This is a genomic window from Chroococcidiopsis sp., assembly GCF_051657925.1.
GTDB lineage: Bacteria > Cyanobacteriota > Cyanobacteriia > Cyanobacteriales > Chroococcidiopsidaceae > Chroococcidiopsis.
The window spans coordinates 1-17,468 of the sequence record NZ_JBOFLP010000015.1; the positions used below are offsets into that span (position 1 = coordinate 1).

Sequence of the window (17,468 nt, forward strand, 5' to 3'; positions counted from 1 at the left end):
GCTAGAAACTACACGGAAGAATCACCCGATTTTTCATGCATAGGAGTATTTTTTAAATGGTTATCTCGTCCGACAATTTGCTCTTTTCTACTCACTCAAAACCAGGTACGCAAGCAGAATATTCCTTAAAGAAGAAGTATCCCCAAAAGCACGACCATTACAGCTTTGATGACTACTTCCAATTTCAACCGAACACGGGCATTGTTACCGATTGGCACGACCAGCGCCATCTATTTGCCACAGAAGACTTCATCGTAGGCTTAATTGAAGGATTGGAAGAAGAAGTCGGCAGCGCTTCTACAGTCTTGATGTACAACATTGGCTTCGAGTGGGGAACCAGGGATGCCAAATTCTTTCAACAGTGGTTTGAGCAGGAATATGGCAAGAACGTCAAAGAAGTCAATTCCCTGTACATGCTAGAAGCATGGTGGTGGCCCTTCACTGCTCAAGGCTGGGGCAACTGGGAAGTCGATATGAGCGACCACAAAAACGGGTTCATGTTCGTTAACATCTTCGATTCTGCCGTAGCTAGAACGCTAGGTGATGTTGGTAAACCAGTTTGTCATATCTATGCGGGATTATTTGCTGGATTCTTCAGCGATCTCGTTAAAAAAACCTTGAGTTGCATTGAAATTCAGTGCTACTCAATGGGAGAGACATACTGTAAATTCCTCTTGGGTACAAAAGACCGAATTGATGCTGCTGCCTTCTGGCACAACGAGGGTGCTACAGCTCGCGATATTGAAAAGCGGCTGCGTCATGGAGAACGGTTAGGATGAGGAATCGAAATACTTTGCTGTGCCAATCGGTACAGCAATTTTTGCAATCTTGTAACTGGGACGGACAAGAGCTTGAGGATGCTGATTACCCGCAACATCAACTTAGCGAGGAATTTCTCTCTTCTTGGGAATGCCTGACAGTTCAACAATTCTTGCGGCTTTGCGGATGGGAAGGAGAACAACAGCCAGCGAATAGCAATCCGCCGATTCCAGCACCACTACAACATCAATCGCCACTACAGCATTTTACTCCCATCGCCAATCCTCACGCAGCTTGGTTGCGGCTTTCCGTCAAAAAATTCTTCAGCCATTGCAATTGGCAAGGGCGACCAGTTGAGGATGTTAACTGGGGACAACTAGATCCCTATGCTCGTATGAAACAACGAGTCAAAGATTGTTTTGGGTATCTTCCTTGGGAAGGGAATCCAGAAATTGGAACTCTGCCTAAATCGGCAACTAAGCTACCTCCACCTTTAGCTCCCGAACCGACCTTCTCAGACTTCTCAGATCTATTCTAAAGCTGCAAATTTATGTACCCAGAAATCAGAACCATACTTGATGATGCTGAAGAACGCTATCTTAGGCTAGAAGAAATAGTTGCTTTGAAGCATCATGTTTCATCCCTTGCCCAACGCTTGCAAGTTTATGAATTGCTGCGGGATAACGAAATTGCCATTTTTCAACCGATCGCCGACCAACTGCTCGTAGCTTTTCCCCAACACAAACAAGAAACCATCGAACGCGCCTTAAAAAATTGGCTGGGAACGCTACGTTACTGTGCGATGGCAATGCTGTTGAATAATCCCATGTTTCTCCAACATCGATTGCTGGAATGGCTGACGGACATCGTTCAAGTCCACCAAACACAAGGCATTGATACAACCCTTTATCAGTTCCTCATAACTCGCTTGCCAGAAATTCTGGCTGAGGAACAAATGGCTCTGCTGCAACCGTTCTTAGCTCAAGTGGAACAAGCTGTCATGGGAACTTGTAGTGCAGCCACAGTGCCAGCATAAGCATCACTCGCCAGCATAACTCACTATCAAACAAGCAGAAGCAACAGACAAAATCATGATTACTGTCGCCGATTTAATCAAAGACGAACGCTTACCAGGAAATTATTTTGCCTTTGATGCCTACATTCAGGGTGATTTTGAATCAGGTTTACTGGAAAATCGCCACGGCGATCGCCTCATAGCAATTCCAGACACGCTGATTCAATCGATTTATACCGCGCTTAACCAAGAAACAGGTCAAGCTTCCGGTGTAGTGCTTGCCAATTGCGGACGCTGGTGGGGCAAAAATTTCTACGCTCGGTTTGTCGAACAAGTCAGCGAGTATTACTCCAAGCCGATCAACGAAATGGAGATGGTTGAATTTACCCAGTGTCTCAGACAGTGTTGGAAAGCTCATGGCTGGGGAACTTTTGAATTAGATTTGAGCTACTACCAACAAGGCTTTTTGGTGGTTAAAACTCAGAATTCTCCCTACGCCAAGCAAGCACCCCAAAGCAAACGACCAGTGTGTCACTTTGAAGCAGGTATCCTCCGCGCTTTCTTCAGCCAACTGACAGGACGGGAACTTCACTGTTTGCAAACAACTTGCGAATCTCTAGGAGCTGAGTACAATCACTTTGTTCTAGGCTTAGCACAACGAATCAAACCAGCTGATGCTTGGTTAGAAGAACAGCAAGAGCATGAAATCATCATGCATCGACTTTGCAATAGTTCCAATCAATGAAGTAATTAGCAATTAGCCAATTAGGAAAACATGGCAAAGACTGTCAGACTAGAACCAATCGGTGAAGAAACTTCCATTCAAACGAATGGCAACATCCTATCTGTTCTGTTAAAAAATGAACTGAATGTGTTACATGAGTGTGGTGGTCGAGGAATGTGTGCTACCTGCCATGTTTACATCAAAAGTGGCATGGAAGGCTTGTCTTCACCTAGCCGACGCGAACGGCGTACCATTGAGGTCATTACTTCTGCTAACAATAATTCTCGCCTCGCTTGTCAAGCTTTAGTGATTGGTGAAGGCGTAGTCGTTGAATTACCTTCTGGTACGTATGTCAGTGCAATTGATGATATTGAGTCTCTCATTGGCACGCGGGCAGAACAAAATATCCTTCACCCTCTAGACGGTAGAATTCTCGTGGAAGCAGGTAAGTTGGTTACCCGTTCGATGATTACTCAACTTCAAGATACTCGTAGTGAGGTTACCGAATATCTAAATCATGCCAGCGATACCTAAGCGCCATACCATTTTGGATTTTAGATTTTGGATTTCAGATTTTGGATTGTAGAAACATTGCGGGATAGTAATTTCAGCAATTCATATCTAGCAAGGCTAAAACCGAATAGTGTTGTCAATATTATTGCCCAGGAGTAGAAAAGTTTATGTTGAGTCAGTTAGCCCGCTTGACCGTAGAAGCGGACGGTCGCTACGCTACTTCAGAAGAACTTCAGTTTCTTAAAGATTACATTGAGTCTCTTGATTCTCGTGTAAGTGCATATCAGAAAATTCAAGCTGCTGAGGCAGAAGTTCTCAGTCAGTTGGAGGCAAAGTGGGCTGCTAACGAGAATCTGTTTGGGCAAGGTAACAATAAGCTCAATGTTTCAACCTGCCAACGCGATTTGAAAAATATGATACGTTACACAGCCACAACTGTATTGAGTAGCGACCTCGATCGCTTGCGAGAAAGTTGCTTGCTTTGGTATCAAACTATTGTTCGTGCTTATAAATACGGACATATTGCCAACATCACTTATCCATTACTAAACGAGTTGATGAAACAGTTTCTATCTGCTGAAGAAGCAGCGCTTGCATCTCCAGTTTTAGGACTCAATCAAGTGATTTTGGGTAAAACATAACTGGCAGTTAGTAATGGGTAGTTGTTAGTTTTTGGTTGTTAGTTATTTGTCGATCGCGATAACCTATTACCCATTACCATTTCCTTAATTGAAAATTCACAGTAAGTTACTATGCAAGATAATTTCACAGCACCAGCAAATAAATATCCTTGGTTAGAAAAGGTAGAAATCGCATCGGTAGTTGGTTCGATTGGCGGCGCGATCGCTTCTTTCATGCTAAATCAGGCAGCAGTTGCTGCAATTCCACTATCTGTCACTGTCGCACTCAATTTAACCAATCGGCGGATACTGTTAGATCATTTAAAACAACACAATCTAGCCACGATCGCTCAAGTATTGCAAGAGCAGGTAAAAACTCAATCTAATCTGGAAAGACTGAGTGAAGAATTGGAAACATTTGAGCAACAAACAGAGAAAAAGCATGGTGAAGCTCAAGCTGGAATTAAGTTGTTGGACGAACACCTTCAGCTAACAAATAATAACTTGCAACAAGCGCGAGAAAATAACGATCGAAGTCTTGCTCAACTCCAACAGCAAGACGCAAACATTCAAAACCAGTTACAAACGCAACTAGAAACGCTCAACCAGCAGCTAGAACAGCTCCAGCAACAAACTAATATGCTGGTACAGGAGCAAAACAACCGTTTGATGAACGAACAAGCTAAGATTGCTAGAACTGTAGATGCTTTGCGCGATATCGAGACTTGCACTCAAAGCTTGCGGATCAATCCGATTTCTGCTAATGCTTTCTTCAATCGCGGTTTGAGTTACCAACGCTTGGGCGATCGCGAAGCAGCAGTTGGTGATTTTACAGAAGCAATTCGAGTTAATCCTCAATATGCAGAAGCTTTTCAAAGTCGCGGTCTTGCCCATGCCGATCTCGGTGATAAAAAAGCGGCAGTACGGGATTTACGCGAAGCCGCCAGACTATTCTTTGAGAGCGGTGAGATTGATAAATATCAAATTGCTCGCGACCTCGGTAAGAAGTTTCACGATTTAGATTCGCCTAGTGAAGCTGAAGCGCTCACAGAGGTAGCTTACGAAAGCTCAATGGCAGGATCGTTTGAAGATATTGCCTTAGAGTCTTTGTTCTCTTAATTTAGGTCAATTGGGAGGCGATCGCGCCGCAACGAAATCTGGCTGAGCTATATAACGTCATTTTTGTCTAGTTCAAAACTAAGGCAAAGTTGACCAAAATGAATTGGGGTTACATTACCCCAATTCTCAGTTATTTTCAATTTTTGAGCTGTCAGTCAGTTTATCAAGCCTTTTTTGGTATTTCAAGCATTTATAGAAACTCCGTTAAAAGACTAATATCTAAAATTAAAAATAGCAGATAGCAGAGCAATCATAACAGATTTGATGTAAAGCATTATATCGCTCTAATCGTTGCAGCCGACACAGAAATTAAGATACTTTTTATCCTAAAAACTATGAGTGAAATTTTACCAACTTCCTCCAAGTATCATATTTTAAAGCTAGTTGGACAAGGGCAATTCGGACGAGTCTACTGTGCTATTGATAAAAAGAATGGTAAGACTGTAGCACTTAAAGAACTCGATCAACAACGTTTTCCTACGAAAAAGTTTTTACGAGAATTACATTTTTTATCTAGCTTACAGCATCCTAATATTATTTCTTTCCAAGGTATCGAACATATAAAAAATGCGAGATTTTTGGTTATGGACTATTGCGAAGCCGGAACTTTGCGTAATTTCATGCAAAGCGATGATTTTAATCTCATTCACGGTTTGAAATTTATTACAGATATTCTTGCTGGACTGGAACACGCACACACTCGTGGTGTCGTTCACTGCGATATTAAGCCAGAAAATATTTTAATTAGTATAGGTTCTACTAGCTACTTAGCTCGGATTTCTGATTTTGGTTTAGCAAGAGTTTGTCAAGAAATTTCTACAGATAAAATTATTTGTACTGGCTCTCCTGCTTACATGGCTCCAGAAAGATTTTATGGTAAATCTTCTCCAGCTTCAGATCTTTATGCAGTTGGAGTAATGCTGTACGAGTTGGTTTTGGGATTTCGTCCTTTTTCAGGAATGCCAGGAGAATTAATGACAGCCCACATGAATCAAGCTGTAGAAATTCCTAGCGCTGTTCCTCTCTTACTACGTTCTACAATCTCCACTGCCATGCAAAAATTCCCTAACAAGCGGTTTCCATCAGCAGCTGAGATGATGAAGTCAGTTCAATTAGCTATAGAAGTAGAAAAAGTAACATACGGTAATATTCCCCCTCTAAATATACCTTCTAATATTCCTTCATTCTCTTACTTAAATAGTACACAAGCCTAGTAGACTAGTAAACTCATCAATTGCGATCGCCATATTTTTTGTTTAAGAATTTACTTATTTTTCGACAACATCACACTACCTTTACTATCGATTAATATCATGAGCTACTTAGTTAAACCCGGATTTTCAACTTGTTATTATATTCGTAAACTCTTGCTGCAAAACGAAGAGGAATTGAAAACAATCTTGAGTCAGAAAACTGGCTTTTGTTTCAACACACAAGAAACTTTAGAAAAGCTTCTAAGAGGAATTTATCTAGAAGAAACTATCGAACAACTTTTACAGACTCTTTATGCCGATACTACTGAAATTTCTACTAAAGTTGAAAAACTGGAAGTGTTAGTAGCCAATCATCAAAGAATTTCTGTAGAAAGTCCCCATAACTATCAAGGATTAGGCGAGATTAAACGCCAGATCTTATGGATATTAGGTTTTAAGCGAGTAGCTGTCAAGATTGAAGATATAGTTCAAGCCCTGGTTCAACTGAATGAATATAGTATCAATTACATAGGGCGCACGTTGACTATCAACACATGGAAATCAACTCGTCCTGATTTTGAATGGCTAAATTTATTTGAATTCGATCGGTTTGGCAAAATCACCTTTGCCGGACAAGGAAAGGATGTAGCCAATGTCGAACAACTCAATTGGATACAAGAATGGATCGTTGGTTATGTCTGTCAAGTTGCTCAGTTCATCCGCGACTTTACAACTACAATTGAATATAAAAAAATTGGTGAATTACCGGAAGGAGTATTAATTACTCAAGTTACTTCTTACTCTCACTGGGTTGCTGCAAAACCGCGATCGGCGCAGATTTAACAGTTATCAGTTATCAGTTATCAGCGATCGTCTGCCATCTACTGAGAAGCAAGTAAAAACGGTTTAGCTAGAACAAAACTAGCAATAGATTTAGCATCTATTGGTTGTCCGGCGAGAATGGCTTGTTCAAATTCCTGGGGTGTCATGAAGACTGTTTCTATATCTTCGTCCGCATCCTGACTAGGAGGCGCATCCAAAGGAACTAAATCTTGCGCTAAAAAACTATAAATAATTTCATCAGAATAACCAGGGGCAAGAAAAAATTGTCCCAGTTTTTGCCATTTTTGAGCGCGATAGCCTGTCTCTTCCTCAATTTCTCTTTGAATCGTGTCAAACGGTTCTTCGTTTGGCTCTACAGTCCCGGCAGGGAATTCTAAAATTCTGCCTTGTGTGGCAAAGCGATATTGCCGCAATAGAATTAATTTACCTTCTAAAGTAATAGGAACAGCTAAAGCGCCTCCAGGGTGGCGGACGCATTCCCAATCGCCTTCAACTTGGTTGGGTAAACGATAGCGATTGACTTCAAAACTAAATTTACGCCCTTGGTAAAACAGGCGATGTTTGAGTAATTGTGGAGGTTCTTGCATCATGTGAGGGAGTAGGGAGTAGGGAGTAGGGAGTAGGGAAGAAAAATTACTCCTAACTCCTGGTAACTGGTAACTGGTAACTGGTAACTGGTCACTGGTCACTGGTCACTGATAACTGACTCCAGTACAATCTACAGCTTGAAGTAGCGTAGCGATCGCTTTACCGGATACAGGATCGATCCAACTTGGAGCAATTTCTGCTAGCGGAACGAGAACAAAGGCTCGTTCTCTCATGCGGGGATGAGGTAGGGTAAGGCTAGGAGTATCGAGAATGAGATTGTCGTACAACAAAAGGTCAATGTCAAGCGTTCTCGCCCCCCAGCGCTCTTGGCGCACGCGCCCGAATTTTACTTCGGTTGTCAGTAGAATATCTAACAATGCCTGCGGCGACAGTTGAACTTGAAGCACTGCACAACCATTAATATAATCTGGCTGCGGTGGTCCTACTGCTTTTGTGCGATACCAGCTAGATTTTGCCACAATTACAATCTTAGGTATATCTGCCAAAGTTGCTAAAGCAGCCTCTACAATAGCCAAAGAATCACCAAGATTACTTCCCAGGGCGATCGCGCAATTAGTCATTTGTCATTCGTCATTCGTCATTTGTCAGGAGTCAGAAAATTTTGAATTTTGAATTGTCTTGCTCCCCTGCTCTTTACTCCCTACTCCCTACTCCCTTTAAATAGTGTGTCACTTAAGACTCCATTCTTAAACAGGGATTAAAATATGCGAGACGGTTATAGCTTGGAAATGGGATTCGTATTTGTTACGAGCGATCGCGTTGGTGTGATGGGATTTATCCGCTATTTTGAGGAGTGAGTAACCAAAGCTGATGGAACCAGATTCAACAGGGCAAAGTCCATCTGGAAAGTTTTCCGATCGCCACCAAAGTGGGCGATCTTCAGGTAGTTCCCAGAAATCGTCTATTAAATCTCGCTACAAACCCCTCTATTTTCGGTTCTGGTTTTGGTTGCTTGTGGGTTTTGGCGGCGGGCTAGCGGCATTGAGTAGTGTTTGGTTATCTATAGAGAGTAGTTTACCACTAGCGAATGAACTATTCGCTACCGTGCGGAGTCAAACGCTAACGATCGCGGCTGGAGATGGCACAATTTTACAGCAGCAAGGTCCAGCAACTAGAGAACCGTTGAAAATAGAGCAAATTCCCAAACCTCTAGTCCAAGCTTTTATTGCTTCGGAAGACAGGCGCTTTTATCAACATCGCGGTTTCGATCGCCAGGGGATTGTCAGGGCAGTCTGGGCAAATTTGCGTTCGGCTAATTTGGTGGAGGGTGGGAGTACCATTACACAACAGCTAGCACGAATTCTCTTTTTAAATCAAGAGCGCAGTCTGTGGCGCAAGCTCAAAGAGATTCGTCTGGCAATGAAAATTGAAGAGAATTTAAGCAAAGACCAAATTTTAGAACGTTATCTCAACTCAGTTTATTTGGGACAAGGGGCTTATGGCGTAGCAGATGCGGCTTGGGTTTATTTCAGCAAGTCAGTTAACCAGCTGACACTATCTGAGATAGCAACAATTGCCGGACTAGCCCCAGCACCGAATTTTTACTCTCCTACAGTGAATAAATCGACGGCGATTGGGCGGCGCAACTTGGTATTGCAGCGGATGCAGGAGGATGGAGTCATTACTGCATCTGAGGCGACGGCGGCGAGAGAGTCACCTCTAACGATAAAAACTAGTTCTCCTAAGCGACTTCAAGCTAAAGCCTCCTACTTTACTACCTATATTCAACGAGAATTACCCAAATACGTCCCTGCGGATGCCCTCAAAGCCGGCGGACTGACGGTAGAAACCAGCCTCAATCCCAAATGGCAGCAAGCTGCTGAAGCAGTTGTGCTAAAAACTGTAACCGAGAATGGGAAATGGCAAAGATTCGAGCAAGCAGCACTAGTAGCGATCGATCCTCGTAACGGCGAAGTGAGGGCAATGGTAGGGGGAACGGACTTCGGCAAACATCAGTTCAATCGCGCTACTCAAGCCCAAAGACAACCAGGCTCGACATTCAAAGGGTTTGTCTACACGGCTGCGATCGCTAGCGGTCTTTCTCCTTACAAACAATATCTCGATTCTCCCTTCAAAGTCGATGGTTACGAACCGAAAAACTTCAGCGAGAGATTTCGGGGCAATATGTCGATGCGGGATGCTCTTGCTGCTTCAATTAACGTAGTCGCAGTCAAGGTGTTAATGGATGTAGGCTTCGATCCGACAATTAAACTCGCCCAGTCAATGGGCATTAAATCACCTTTGATCCCTGCCTATTCTTTGGCTTTAGGTTCGGCAGAAGTGAATTTGTTGGAATTGAGCAGCGCCTATGGTTCTTTGGCAACTGGGGGAATGCATACAGAAGCTCATGGCATCCGGCGAATTCGCGATCGCAGTGGCAATATTATCTACGATGCTCAGTTTAAATCCCAGCGAGTTCTAGATCCAGACAGTGCGGCGATCGCCACTTGGATGTTAAGAAATGTCATCACTGCTGGAACTGGTGGTGCGGCGGCTTTGGTAGATCGTTCTGTCGCAGGTAAAACTGGGACATCAGACAAAGCTCGCGATTTATGGTTCGTCGGCTACATTCCCCAACTCGTTACCGGAGTTTGGTTAGGAAACGATAATAATCAACCCACGGCAGGTAGTAGCAGTACAGCAGCCTATGCTTGGAATCGATTTATGGTGCAAGCTGTAGAAGGCATGGCTGTAGAGAAATTTGCCGCTTTACCCAACTTAGACAACCGCAAACCTAGTATCAAACGACAGCCAGTTAAACCTAGAAGAATATCGATTGGCAAAATTACCGACCAAAATAGCGAGGGTGGTTCCCTACGTCAAGGAGAAAACTCAGAAAATTACCAACCTACTCGCAGAAGACGCAGACGGGATCGACAAAGCCAAGAACTGCGCCGCCGTCTCTGGCGATCGCGTTTGCAGCGTCAGACCTCCGCCGCCGACCCACAACGCTACAATCGACTCATGGATCGCTTGCGTCAAAATCGCATTCCACGCCAACCAACGCTATTTCCGAGTCAAGAAATACCCACAGAAGGGGAGTAGGGAGTGGGGAGCAGTTATCAGTGACCAGTGACCAGTTATCAGCGAACTCTTCTCACGCACCACGCATACCCGCGCACCACGCACCACGCATACCCGCGCACCACTCACTACTGACCTTTAAGGAATTCGTAAGAGTCCAAAAAAACATGACGAGCTAGACTGAAAGGGAACTCATCCTTGGAAAGTGCAGAGCTTAGCGTAGAATCTTATGGCACAGCAAAGCTTTGGTGTGATTGGACTAGCGGTTATGGGTGAAAACCTTGCCCTAAATGTCGAGCGTAATGGTTTTCCCATCGCAGTTTACAATCGCACTCCCGAAAAAACCGATGCATTCATGGCGGAACGGGCGCAGGGCAAAAACGCCGTCGCTACTTACTCTCTAGAAGAATTTGTCAATGCCCTAGAACGCCCCCGCAAGATTTTGATCATGGTCAAAGCTGGTGCGCCAGTGGATGCAGTCATTCAGCAGCTCAAACCCTTGTTGGATGAAGGCGACATCATCATTGATGGCGGTAACTCACTATATGACGATACGGCGCGACGCACCCGCGAATTAGAACCAGAAGGCTTCCGCTTCATCGGTATGGGTGTAAGTGGAGGTGAAGAAGGGGCATTAAATGGTCCCAGCTTAATGCCTGGGGGAACGAAAAGTTCTTACGAGTATTTGTCACCAATTTTTAATAAAATTGCCGCTCAAGTAGAAGACGGTCCCTGCGTGACTTATATCGGTCCTGGGGGTGCGGGTCACTACGTCAAAATGGTTCACAATGGCATTGAGTACGGCGATATGCAGTTGATTGCCGAAGCCTACAGCCTTCTCAAAGATGGTTTGGGCTTGGACAATCGGCAACTGCACGAAATTTTTGCCGAGTGGAATACTACTGACGAACTCAATTCTTACCTGATTGAGATTACCGCAGATATTTTCCGCTATATCGACCCTGACACCAAAAATCACTTGGTCGATATGATTCTCGATTCTGCCGGACAAAAAGGCACGGGGCGCTGGACGGTGCAAAGTGCTTTGGAATTCGGGGTGTGTATTCCTACAATTACGGCAGCGGTAAACGCGCGGATTATGTCCTCGTACAAGCAAGAGCGTGTAGCTGCATCCCAAATGCTGCCTGGTCCTACAGGAACGTATCAGGGTGATGCGAAGGCATTCGTCAATATGGTGCGGGATGCATTGTATTGTTCTAAAATCTGCTCTTACGCTCAAGGAATGGCACTGTTGGCAACAGCTTCCAAAGAGTATTCTTACGACCTGAATTTGAGCGAAATGGCGCGAATTTGGAAAGGTGGCTGTATTATTCGCGCTGGATTTTTAGGTAAGATTCAGAGTGCTTTCATCGAAAATCCGACTTTACCCAACTTGCTATTGGCTCCAGAGTTTAAACAAACAATCCTCGATCGCCAAGATGCATGGCGGGAAGTTTTAGCAGCAGCGGCGAAACTTGGCATTCCCGTACCTGCTTTTAGTGCGTCGTTGGATTATTTTGATAGCTACAGACGCGATCGCTTGCCCCAAAACCTGACGCAAGCTCAACGCGACTACTTCGGCGCTCACACTTACGAACGGACTGACAAAGAAGGCTTCTTCCATACCGAGTGGACGAAGTTCTCCGAAGAGTCCTTACAAACTTCTACCCCAGAACCGCTACAAGCGGATCAACCAACTACACCTCAACCAACGGGCAGCCGTTAGGAAAGATACAGGGTGCGTTATCAACGCACCCTACAAGTATTTACTTAAAAACCAATCCTGATTTGCACGGAATTGCGGCGTGGATAGTAATATCGTCCGTGCCTGTAGCGGCGGTGATATCTCTTACCATATCTGTATGGATCGTAAAAGCGATCGTAACCATACCGATCGGGACGATACAGTCGATAGCGCGGGCGGCGATGCCAATCGCGTCTGTAGTGTCGATGATAGTCGCGATCGCGCCATTGGGAAGGAACGATAATAATTCCAGCGCGATCGCCAATTGTTACGCCAAAATCGACATCTGTTTCGGCTTTAGCAGGTGCTGCGGTGCAAATTGTCAGTAATGCAGCCAGGGCGAGAATTTTAGCTTTCATTGCCACTCACCTCTAAACCAGCGAGGATGAGAACGCGATTTAATTTATACTCTCAGTGTATCAGTTATCAGGGAGCAGGGAGCAGGGAGCGCACGAGCAGAGAAGAACTTACTTCTGAATCGCGCACAAATGACAAATGACCCCTCACTACTCATTTCTTCTCGACAAAATATACAATAGATAAAATCTATCTTAGGGAAGAGATAATGTATGTCCCTTGCTGTTGAGTTAGATGCTGCTGAGGAAAGTACTGTAGTTAAAGTTAGGAGTGCGATCGCTCATGCAGTGGCGGGACGGTTGCGATTGCGCTTGCTCCAACCAATTGAAGATGCAGCTTATGCCCAGTTAGAGCAACAAATTCAATCTTTGGCAGTTGTCGAAAGCGTTAGAGTCAATCCTACAGTAGAGTGTCTGACTATTACTTATGAGGTGACTCAGTTTCCTAACACTCCTACCCCACCTGTAGAGTTGCTAGCAGCGATCGCACAGGTAAGCAATTTACAAATAGATTTAGGTACAAATACATCAGATAGCATAAATTCCGATCGCGAGCCTGACACGGCTCAGTCACAGTTGAGAACATTTGGTGCAACTTTGGTTGGTGGAGCGGTAGGAGATATGTTTGGTGGCGCTATCGGCGCTACAGCGGGAGCGCTCGTGATGGGACCCGCAGGCGCTATTTTGGGAAGTCAGATTGGTGTTTTCGTTGGTAGTATCATTGGTGCTCAATTTGGTGCTGAAACCGTGCAACAGGTTGACCAATTTGTTTCGTTAGCCAATACTCAAGGAACTCAGTTAAAACCAGAGCAAATTGCCCAAACCCTGCAAAAGAGAGCAGGCGAAAAAATTGGCGAAACTACTGGGCAAATTTTTGGCGCAGTAGCGGGGAAAGTGGTTTTAGGTCCAACGGGGGCAGTTTTTGGCTCGATTGTCGGTGGAGCTATTGGCGCTCAGCTAGGAGAAGACACGGCGCATCCTACAAACAATCTCCAGCGATCGCCAAACCTGCTAGTCTTGTAGATTCAACAGTAAGATCAGAAAGTCGATCGACTTTTTGACTGTGCTGGGCATTCTGATAGTTCTCCTATCTTCTTTTGTCTTATCGTTCCATAACATCACCGTTCGAGTTCTATTTGCAGAGCATCTCGTTCTCGGTTTATTTGTTTTGGGTGGATACGTCGCACCTGATTTGCCTCATTCGTTCTTGCTGATGTTTATGCGAATGCTTTTGGTGGTTCCACTTATGGCATTTCTCGCACCCAAGTTGTACCCATCTGCATGGAAAGAATGCCAAAGCTTATTCAACCGCGATCGCCGCGATGTTTTGATACAGGCATTTGGCTGTGGAGTATTGATGTTTGTCTATGTTGCTTCGCTCTACGTTGCCCTTGGGTTGATTCCAACTGGCATCGCCATGACGCTATTTTTCACCTATCCCATATTCACGGCACTACTAGCTTGGCAGTTTTTTGGCGATCGCCCGACGTTGTTTCGCTGGCTTGTCATGGGCATCATTTTAGTCGGTAGCGCTCTGACTATTCCTCAAGCTACACCTACTCAGAATAGTTATGCAATTGCGATCGGCATTCTTGCCAGCGTCGGCTCTGGAATTGTTTATGCTCTTTATACGGTAATTGCCCAAAAATGTTTTGAAAAACTGCATCCAATTCCCTTCACTTGGATCAGTTTTGCTACCACACTGCTGCTTTCTGGCATGAGCTTGCTATTTTGGCAACTTCCCTATAATAATCTTGCCTGGACACCTCTATGGATTGGCGGGATATTTTCAGGATTGGTGAGTTTTCTCGGACATATTTTGAATAATATTGGTATTCGCGCGATCGGTGCAACCGCCGCCTCTATAATTGGTTCTAGCAGTCCAGCATTGACGGCATTAGTTGCTTGGCTGATAATTCACGAAACCTTAAATGCAATCCAGATTTTAGGTATTGGTATTGTTACATTGGGCATTGCTTTGCTGAGTGGGGAACGAGCTTTAATTAAGCGATCGCATCAACCTAATTGAAGCTCAAACATTATCAAAACTGCTAATAACCGGAAACCCCTCCGAATCTGATGTTCGATTGCCCAGTCGCAGAGAAAAAAGGGTTTGCATTCCCGCCTCTTTAGCTGCTTTTAGTTCTGCCGTTACATCTGAAATAAAGAGAATCTGGTTTGGTAATATGCCGATCGCCTGGGCAATTTTACGATAACTTTCTGCCTCTTTTTTCGAGCCAGTTTCAGTATCGAAATAACCGCTCAAAAACCGAGTTAAATCGCCTGCTTCAGAATATTGAAATAACAATTGTTGTGCCTGAACGCTACCTGACGAAAAGATATATAATAGTTTACCTTCGCGAGTCCAACGTTCAAATGCAGGTTTAACATCGGGGAAGAGTTGCGATCGCAGCGTTCCATCTCGATAACCACTTTCCCAAATTTTCCCTTGTAACGATTTGAGTCCGGTAGATTTGCGATCGGCTGCAATTAAATAATGAATGTAAGGTACGGCGGCGTTTGCTGAATCATCCACCCATGCAGGTACAGTCAATCCCTGAGCAACATCGGCTGCATACTCTTGGCGCAATCGCTCTAGATCTGCTTGTACTCCACTTTCGCCCTCGTGAGTTTGCAGAAATGATTCTACCTGCTTTTGAGCAAAAGGAAACAACACGCCGAAAACGTAATCAATCGGAGTCGTAGTTCCTTCAATATCGAGCAAGATAATATCTGCACGAGCAGAATAGCGATCGGGCATGGTTACGCAAGACTCATTATACGCATCAACCCGATCCAGTATACATACAGAGATGGCGCTTAATGTTTAGTCTTTTAAGTAATATGCCTCAAGACTGCAATCACCTGGTAAAGTAGCGATTATGAATATTCAATTTCAAGCCACTATTCCACACTTAAATGATGGTAGTATCAAACAGTTACGCAAAAAAAGATTACCCAAATGTAACACCGATGAAGAAATAGCATTAGCGATGGGAATCAGTTTAGAAAAACTGTATTTTTTTGCTGGCGATCGCTCCAGATCTTCTACTCCACTTTATTACTGCTTTCAAATTTCCAAAAAAACAGGCGAAGCAAGAACAATTTCTGCCCCAAGACCTGAACTGAAAGCTACTCAAAAATGGATTTCAAAGCATATTTTAGAAAATATAGAAATTCACGATGCGGCTCATGGTTTTTGTCGCGATCGCTCTATTGTTACTAATGCTAGACCTCATGTAGGTAGAGATGTAATAGTAAAGCTAGATCTCCAAAACTTTTTTCAGTCAATTTTATATAAGCGTGTCAAAGAATTATTTTGTAGTTTTGGTTATTCTGAAACAGCGGCAACAATTTTTGGTTTAATTTGCACCGTTGCGGAAATAAATGTCAATAATAAAATCAACTATAAGGATACAGAAAAACGCCACTTACCTCAAGGTTCGCCAACAAGCCCTGCTATTTCAAATCTTGTTTGCGATCGCCTCGATACGCATTTAACTAAACTTGCTCATGATTTTGAATGTTGCTATACACGTTACGCCGACGATCTAACTTTTTCTGGTTTTGAAAATGCATCGCATAAAATAAATAATTTGATTCATGCAAGTCAGTTCATCATTACTGAAGAAGGCTTTACAATCAATCCTGACAAAATTAAAATTTTGAGTAGATCTGTACAATAAGAAATAACAGGTATTATTGTCAATCAACAATTAAATCTATCTAGAAAAACGCTGAAAGCTTTTCGAGCTACTTTGTATCAAATCGAACAAGAAGGTTTATCAGGCAAAAAATGGGGAAATTCAAATAATTTAATTGCTGCAATTACTGGGTTTGCTAACTACGTAGCAATGGTTAATCCTAGCAAAGGTGCAGAATTTCTAGCATCAGTAGAACGGATTAAACAGAAATGCGATCGCCCTTAAGTTGTTAATAAAATATATGACTTGGGTAATTTCTCGCTTGCTAATTGCAGTTATTGTGTTAAATTTATACCGAGGTAGTCGTAAAGTTACAAAGCTGTAGTACGGGTTCTGCATACTCGACTGGTGCGCTGACTCATAGTATAAGCGTATACCGCAAAGTGCTTTAGCTATTTCACCGTTTGATTAGCTCAGTTGGTAAGAGCGCCTGCTGTACGCGGGATGTCGCAGGTTCAAATCCTGTATCAAACCCCCGAAAGTTAGCTCATTTGGTAGAGCAATCGGTGTATCGCCGATTGGTAGCAGGTTCGATTCCTGTACTTTCTCCAAGATCCCCTCGTCCTGGGTACGGACACCTTGTTAGGGACAAGGCGGCTTCGGAAGAAGCAGTTAGCAGTGGGTTTTTCCCAATAAGCACTTAGTAGTAGGTTTTGCCTGGTACTAAATCAGTGGAGTTCGTTACTCTGTCATGCAGGTGTTTTATTGTAGTTCAGGAGCCAGCGCAAATGCAATTCTCTCTAACTTGAGTATGTCCCTTCGTTTTCCCAATCCGTTTCTCTACGGAGACTCTGGAACTGGCAAACCGAACGGCGTATTTGAGCGTTGTTGACTTTGGTGGAATTACCTTCGGGTAGTTCTGGCAAGGTTGCAGCAATCTTAATCCAGTTTTGGAGAATCTTTTGCCCGCACCGAAACTGTTAAACCCTGTATTGACAGAGTAAAAAATATTTTTGTATTATATGTAGTATACTAAGATTATCTTGCTGAAGATTCTAAACATCTGGCTATTGAAATTCCGGCGTAGGGTGGGCGTTGCCCACCTTACGAGTCTCATTTCATCTCTTCAATTATCTATGTGGAAAACCTTTTATATCAAACCTAACGAAATCGGAATTTTATATCACCGCAGCGATTTTAAAAAGATTTTGCAGCCAGGGACTTACACTTATTTTGGTCGCCATTGGCAAGTCAAAACTTATGACTTGAACCAGCCAGAAGCCAAAATTGAAAATTTAGAATTGT

20 protein-coding genes, 2 tRNA genes and 1 pseudogene are annotated in these 17,468 nt (G+C 43.6%); 19 read left to right on the forward strand and 4 right to left on the reverse strand.

Going from position 1 to position 17,468, the window contains the following annotated elements:
• Positions 1-56 precede the first annotated feature (56 nt).
• The 9 genes from ACRC32_RS01205 (at position 57) to ACRC32_RS01245 (ending at position 6,786) form a co-directional block, all read left to right on the forward strand.
• On the forward strand, positions 57-779 hold the full coding sequence (locus tag ACRC32_RS01205; RefSeq protein WP_015152440.1) for a V4R domain-containing protein: 723 nt from the start codon (positions 57-59) through the stop codon (positions 777-779).
• The gene (locus ACRC32_RS01210) at positions 776-1,297 is read left to right on the forward strand and encodes a hypothetical protein (RefSeq protein ID WP_438552271.1); all 522 of its coding nucleotides are present in this window, start codon (positions 776-778) and stop codon (positions 1,295-1,297) included. The genes ACRC32_RS01205 and ACRC32_RS01210 overlap by 4 nt, the downstream gene beginning before the upstream one ends.
• Before the next feature lie 12 nt (positions 1,298-1,309).
• Positions 1,310-1,795, forward strand: coding sequence for a phycobilisome protein (locus tag ACRC32_RS01215; protein WP_438552272.1), 486 nt, complete (start codon positions 1,310-1,312; stop codon positions 1,793-1,795).
• Between the two features lie 55 nt (positions 1,796-1,850).
• The gene (locus ACRC32_RS01220; protein WP_438552273.1) at positions 1,851-2,519 is read left to right on the forward strand and encodes a V4R domain-containing protein; all 669 of its coding nucleotides are present in this window, start codon (positions 1,851-1,853) and stop codon (positions 2,517-2,519) included.
• 30 nt (positions 2,520-2,549) lie between these two features.
• Positions 2,550-3,032 carry a 2Fe-2S iron-sulfur cluster-binding protein gene (locus ACRC32_RS01225; protein WP_106171630.1) on the forward strand — a complete coding sequence of 161 codons (483 nt, stop codon included), beginning with the start codon at positions 2,550-2,552 and terminating at the stop codon, positions 3,030-3,032.
• A 146-nt stretch (positions 3,033-3,178) separates the two neighbouring features.
• A complete protein-coding gene (locus ACRC32_RS01230) occupies positions 3,179-3,652 on the forward strand; it encodes an allophycocyanin (protein ID WP_192162264.1) in 474 nt (157 codons plus the stop codon).
• Positions 3,653-3,763: 111 nt separating this feature from the next.
• Positions 3,764-4,750, forward strand: coding sequence for a tetratricopeptide repeat protein (locus tag ACRC32_RS01235; RefSeq protein ID WP_438552274.1), 987 nt, complete (start codon positions 3,764-3,766; stop codon positions 4,748-4,750).
• A 335-nt stretch (positions 4,751-5,085) separates the two neighbouring features.
• Positions 5,086-5,964, forward strand: a complete 879-nt coding sequence (locus tag ACRC32_RS01240) for a serine/threonine-protein kinase (protein WP_438552275.1) — start codon at positions 5,086-5,088, stop codon at positions 5,962-5,964.
• Positions 5,965-6,117: 153 nt separating this feature from the next.
• Positions 6,118-6,786, forward strand: a complete 669-nt coding sequence (locus ACRC32_RS01245) for a hypothetical protein (RefSeq protein WP_317105003.1) — start codon at positions 6,118-6,120, stop codon at positions 6,784-6,786.
• 38 nt (positions 6,787-6,824) lie between these two features.
• On the opposite strand, the gene ACRC32_RS01250 is transcribed toward ACRC32_RS01245, so the two are convergent.
• Together ACRC32_RS01250 and folK are read right to left on the reverse strand one after the other, a co-directional pair.
• Complete coding sequence (locus tag ACRC32_RS01250) at positions 6,825-7,376, reverse strand: NUDIX hydrolase (protein WP_438552286.1); 552 nt, start codon at positions 7,374-7,376, stop codon at positions 6,825-6,827.
• A 102-nt stretch (positions 7,377-7,478) separates the two neighbouring features.
• Positions 7,479-7,955, reverse strand: a complete 477-nt coding sequence (gene folK / locus ACRC32_RS01255) for a 2-amino-4-hydroxy-6-hydroxymethyldihydropteridine diphosphokinase (protein WP_438552276.1) — start codon at positions 7,953-7,955, stop codon at positions 7,479-7,481.
• Positions 7,956-8,205: 250 nt separating this feature from the next.
• On the opposite strand from folK, the gene ACRC32_RS01260 reads away from it, so the two are divergent.
• The 3 genes from ACRC32_RS01260 to gndA are packed head-to-tail and all read left to right on the forward strand — an operon-like array spanning position 8,206 to position 12,145.
• Positions 8,206-10,440: a transglycosylase domain-containing protein gene (locus ACRC32_RS01260; RefSeq protein WP_438552277.1), complete on the forward strand. Its 2,235-nt coding sequence runs from the start codon at positions 8,206-8,208 to the stop codon at positions 10,438-10,440.
• A 20-nt stretch (positions 10,441-10,460) separates the two neighbouring features.
• The gene (locus tag ACRC32_RS01265; protein WP_438552278.1) at positions 10,461-10,598 is read left to right on the forward strand and encodes a hypothetical protein; all 138 of its coding nucleotides are present in this window, start codon (positions 10,461-10,463) and stop codon (positions 10,596-10,598) included.
• Positions 10,599-10,648: 50 nt separating this feature from the next.
• Positions 10,649-12,145 (forward strand): NADP-dependent phosphogluconate dehydrogenase, encoded by a 1,497-nt coding sequence (gene gndA, locus ACRC32_RS01270; protein WP_438552279.1) that lies wholly within the window; start codon positions 10,649-10,651, stop codon positions 12,143-12,145.
• Positions 12,146-12,189: 44 nt separating this feature from the next.
• On the opposite strand, the gene ACRC32_RS01275 is transcribed toward gndA, so the two are convergent.
• A complete protein-coding gene (locus tag ACRC32_RS01275; RefSeq protein WP_438552280.1) occupies positions 12,190-12,522 on the reverse strand; it encodes a hypothetical protein in 333 nt (110 codons plus the stop codon).
• Positions 12,523-12,732: 210 nt separating this feature from the next.
• On the opposite strand from ACRC32_RS01275, the gene ACRC32_RS01280 reads away from it, so the two are divergent.
• Positions 12,733-13,542 carry a hypothetical protein gene (locus ACRC32_RS01280; RefSeq protein ID WP_438552281.1) on the forward strand — a complete coding sequence of 270 codons (810 nt, stop codon included), beginning with the start codon at positions 12,733-12,735 and terminating at the stop codon, positions 13,540-13,542.
• A gap of 40 nt (positions 13,543-13,582) precedes the next feature.
• Positions 13,583-14,548, forward strand: coding sequence for a DMT family transporter (locus tag ACRC32_RS01285; RefSeq protein ID WP_438552282.1), 966 nt, complete (start codon positions 13,583-13,585; stop codon positions 14,546-14,548).
• A 3-nt stretch (positions 14,549-14,551) separates the two neighbouring features.
• On the opposite strand, the gene mtnC is transcribed toward ACRC32_RS01285, so the two are convergent.
• The gene (mtnC, locus tag ACRC32_RS01290; protein WP_438552283.1) at positions 14,552-15,280 is read right to left on the reverse strand and encodes an acireductone synthase; all 729 of its coding nucleotides are present in this window, start codon (positions 15,278-15,280) and stop codon (positions 14,552-14,554) included.
• Positions 15,281-15,401: 121 nt separating this feature from the next.
• On the opposite strand from mtnC, the gene ACRC32_RS01295 reads away from it, so the two are divergent.
• The 5 genes and pseudogenes from ACRC32_RS01295 to ACRC32_RS01315 all read left to right on the forward strand — a co-directional run.
• On the forward strand, positions 15,402-16,205 hold the full coding sequence (locus ACRC32_RS01295) for a reverse transcriptase family protein (protein ID WP_438552284.1): 804 nt from the start codon (positions 15,402-15,404) through the stop codon (positions 16,203-16,205).
• A gap of 72 nt (positions 16,206-16,277) precedes the next feature.
• Positions 16,278-16,448 (forward strand): hypothetical protein, encoded by a 171-nt coding sequence (locus tag ACRC32_RS01300; RefSeq protein WP_438552285.1) that lies wholly within the window; start codon positions 16,278-16,280, stop codon positions 16,446-16,448.
• 177 nt (positions 16,449-16,625) lie between these two features.
• Positions 16,626-16,697, forward strand: a tRNA-Tyr gene (locus tag ACRC32_RS01305).
• Positions 16,698-16,699: 2 nt separating this feature from the next.
• A tRNA-Ile gene (locus ACRC32_RS01310) sits at positions 16,700-16,772 on the forward strand.
• A gap of 527 nt (positions 16,773-17,299) precedes the next feature.
• Positions 17,300-17,468, forward strand: a pseudogene (locus ACRC32_RS01315) (slipin family protein); the annotation flags it as partial.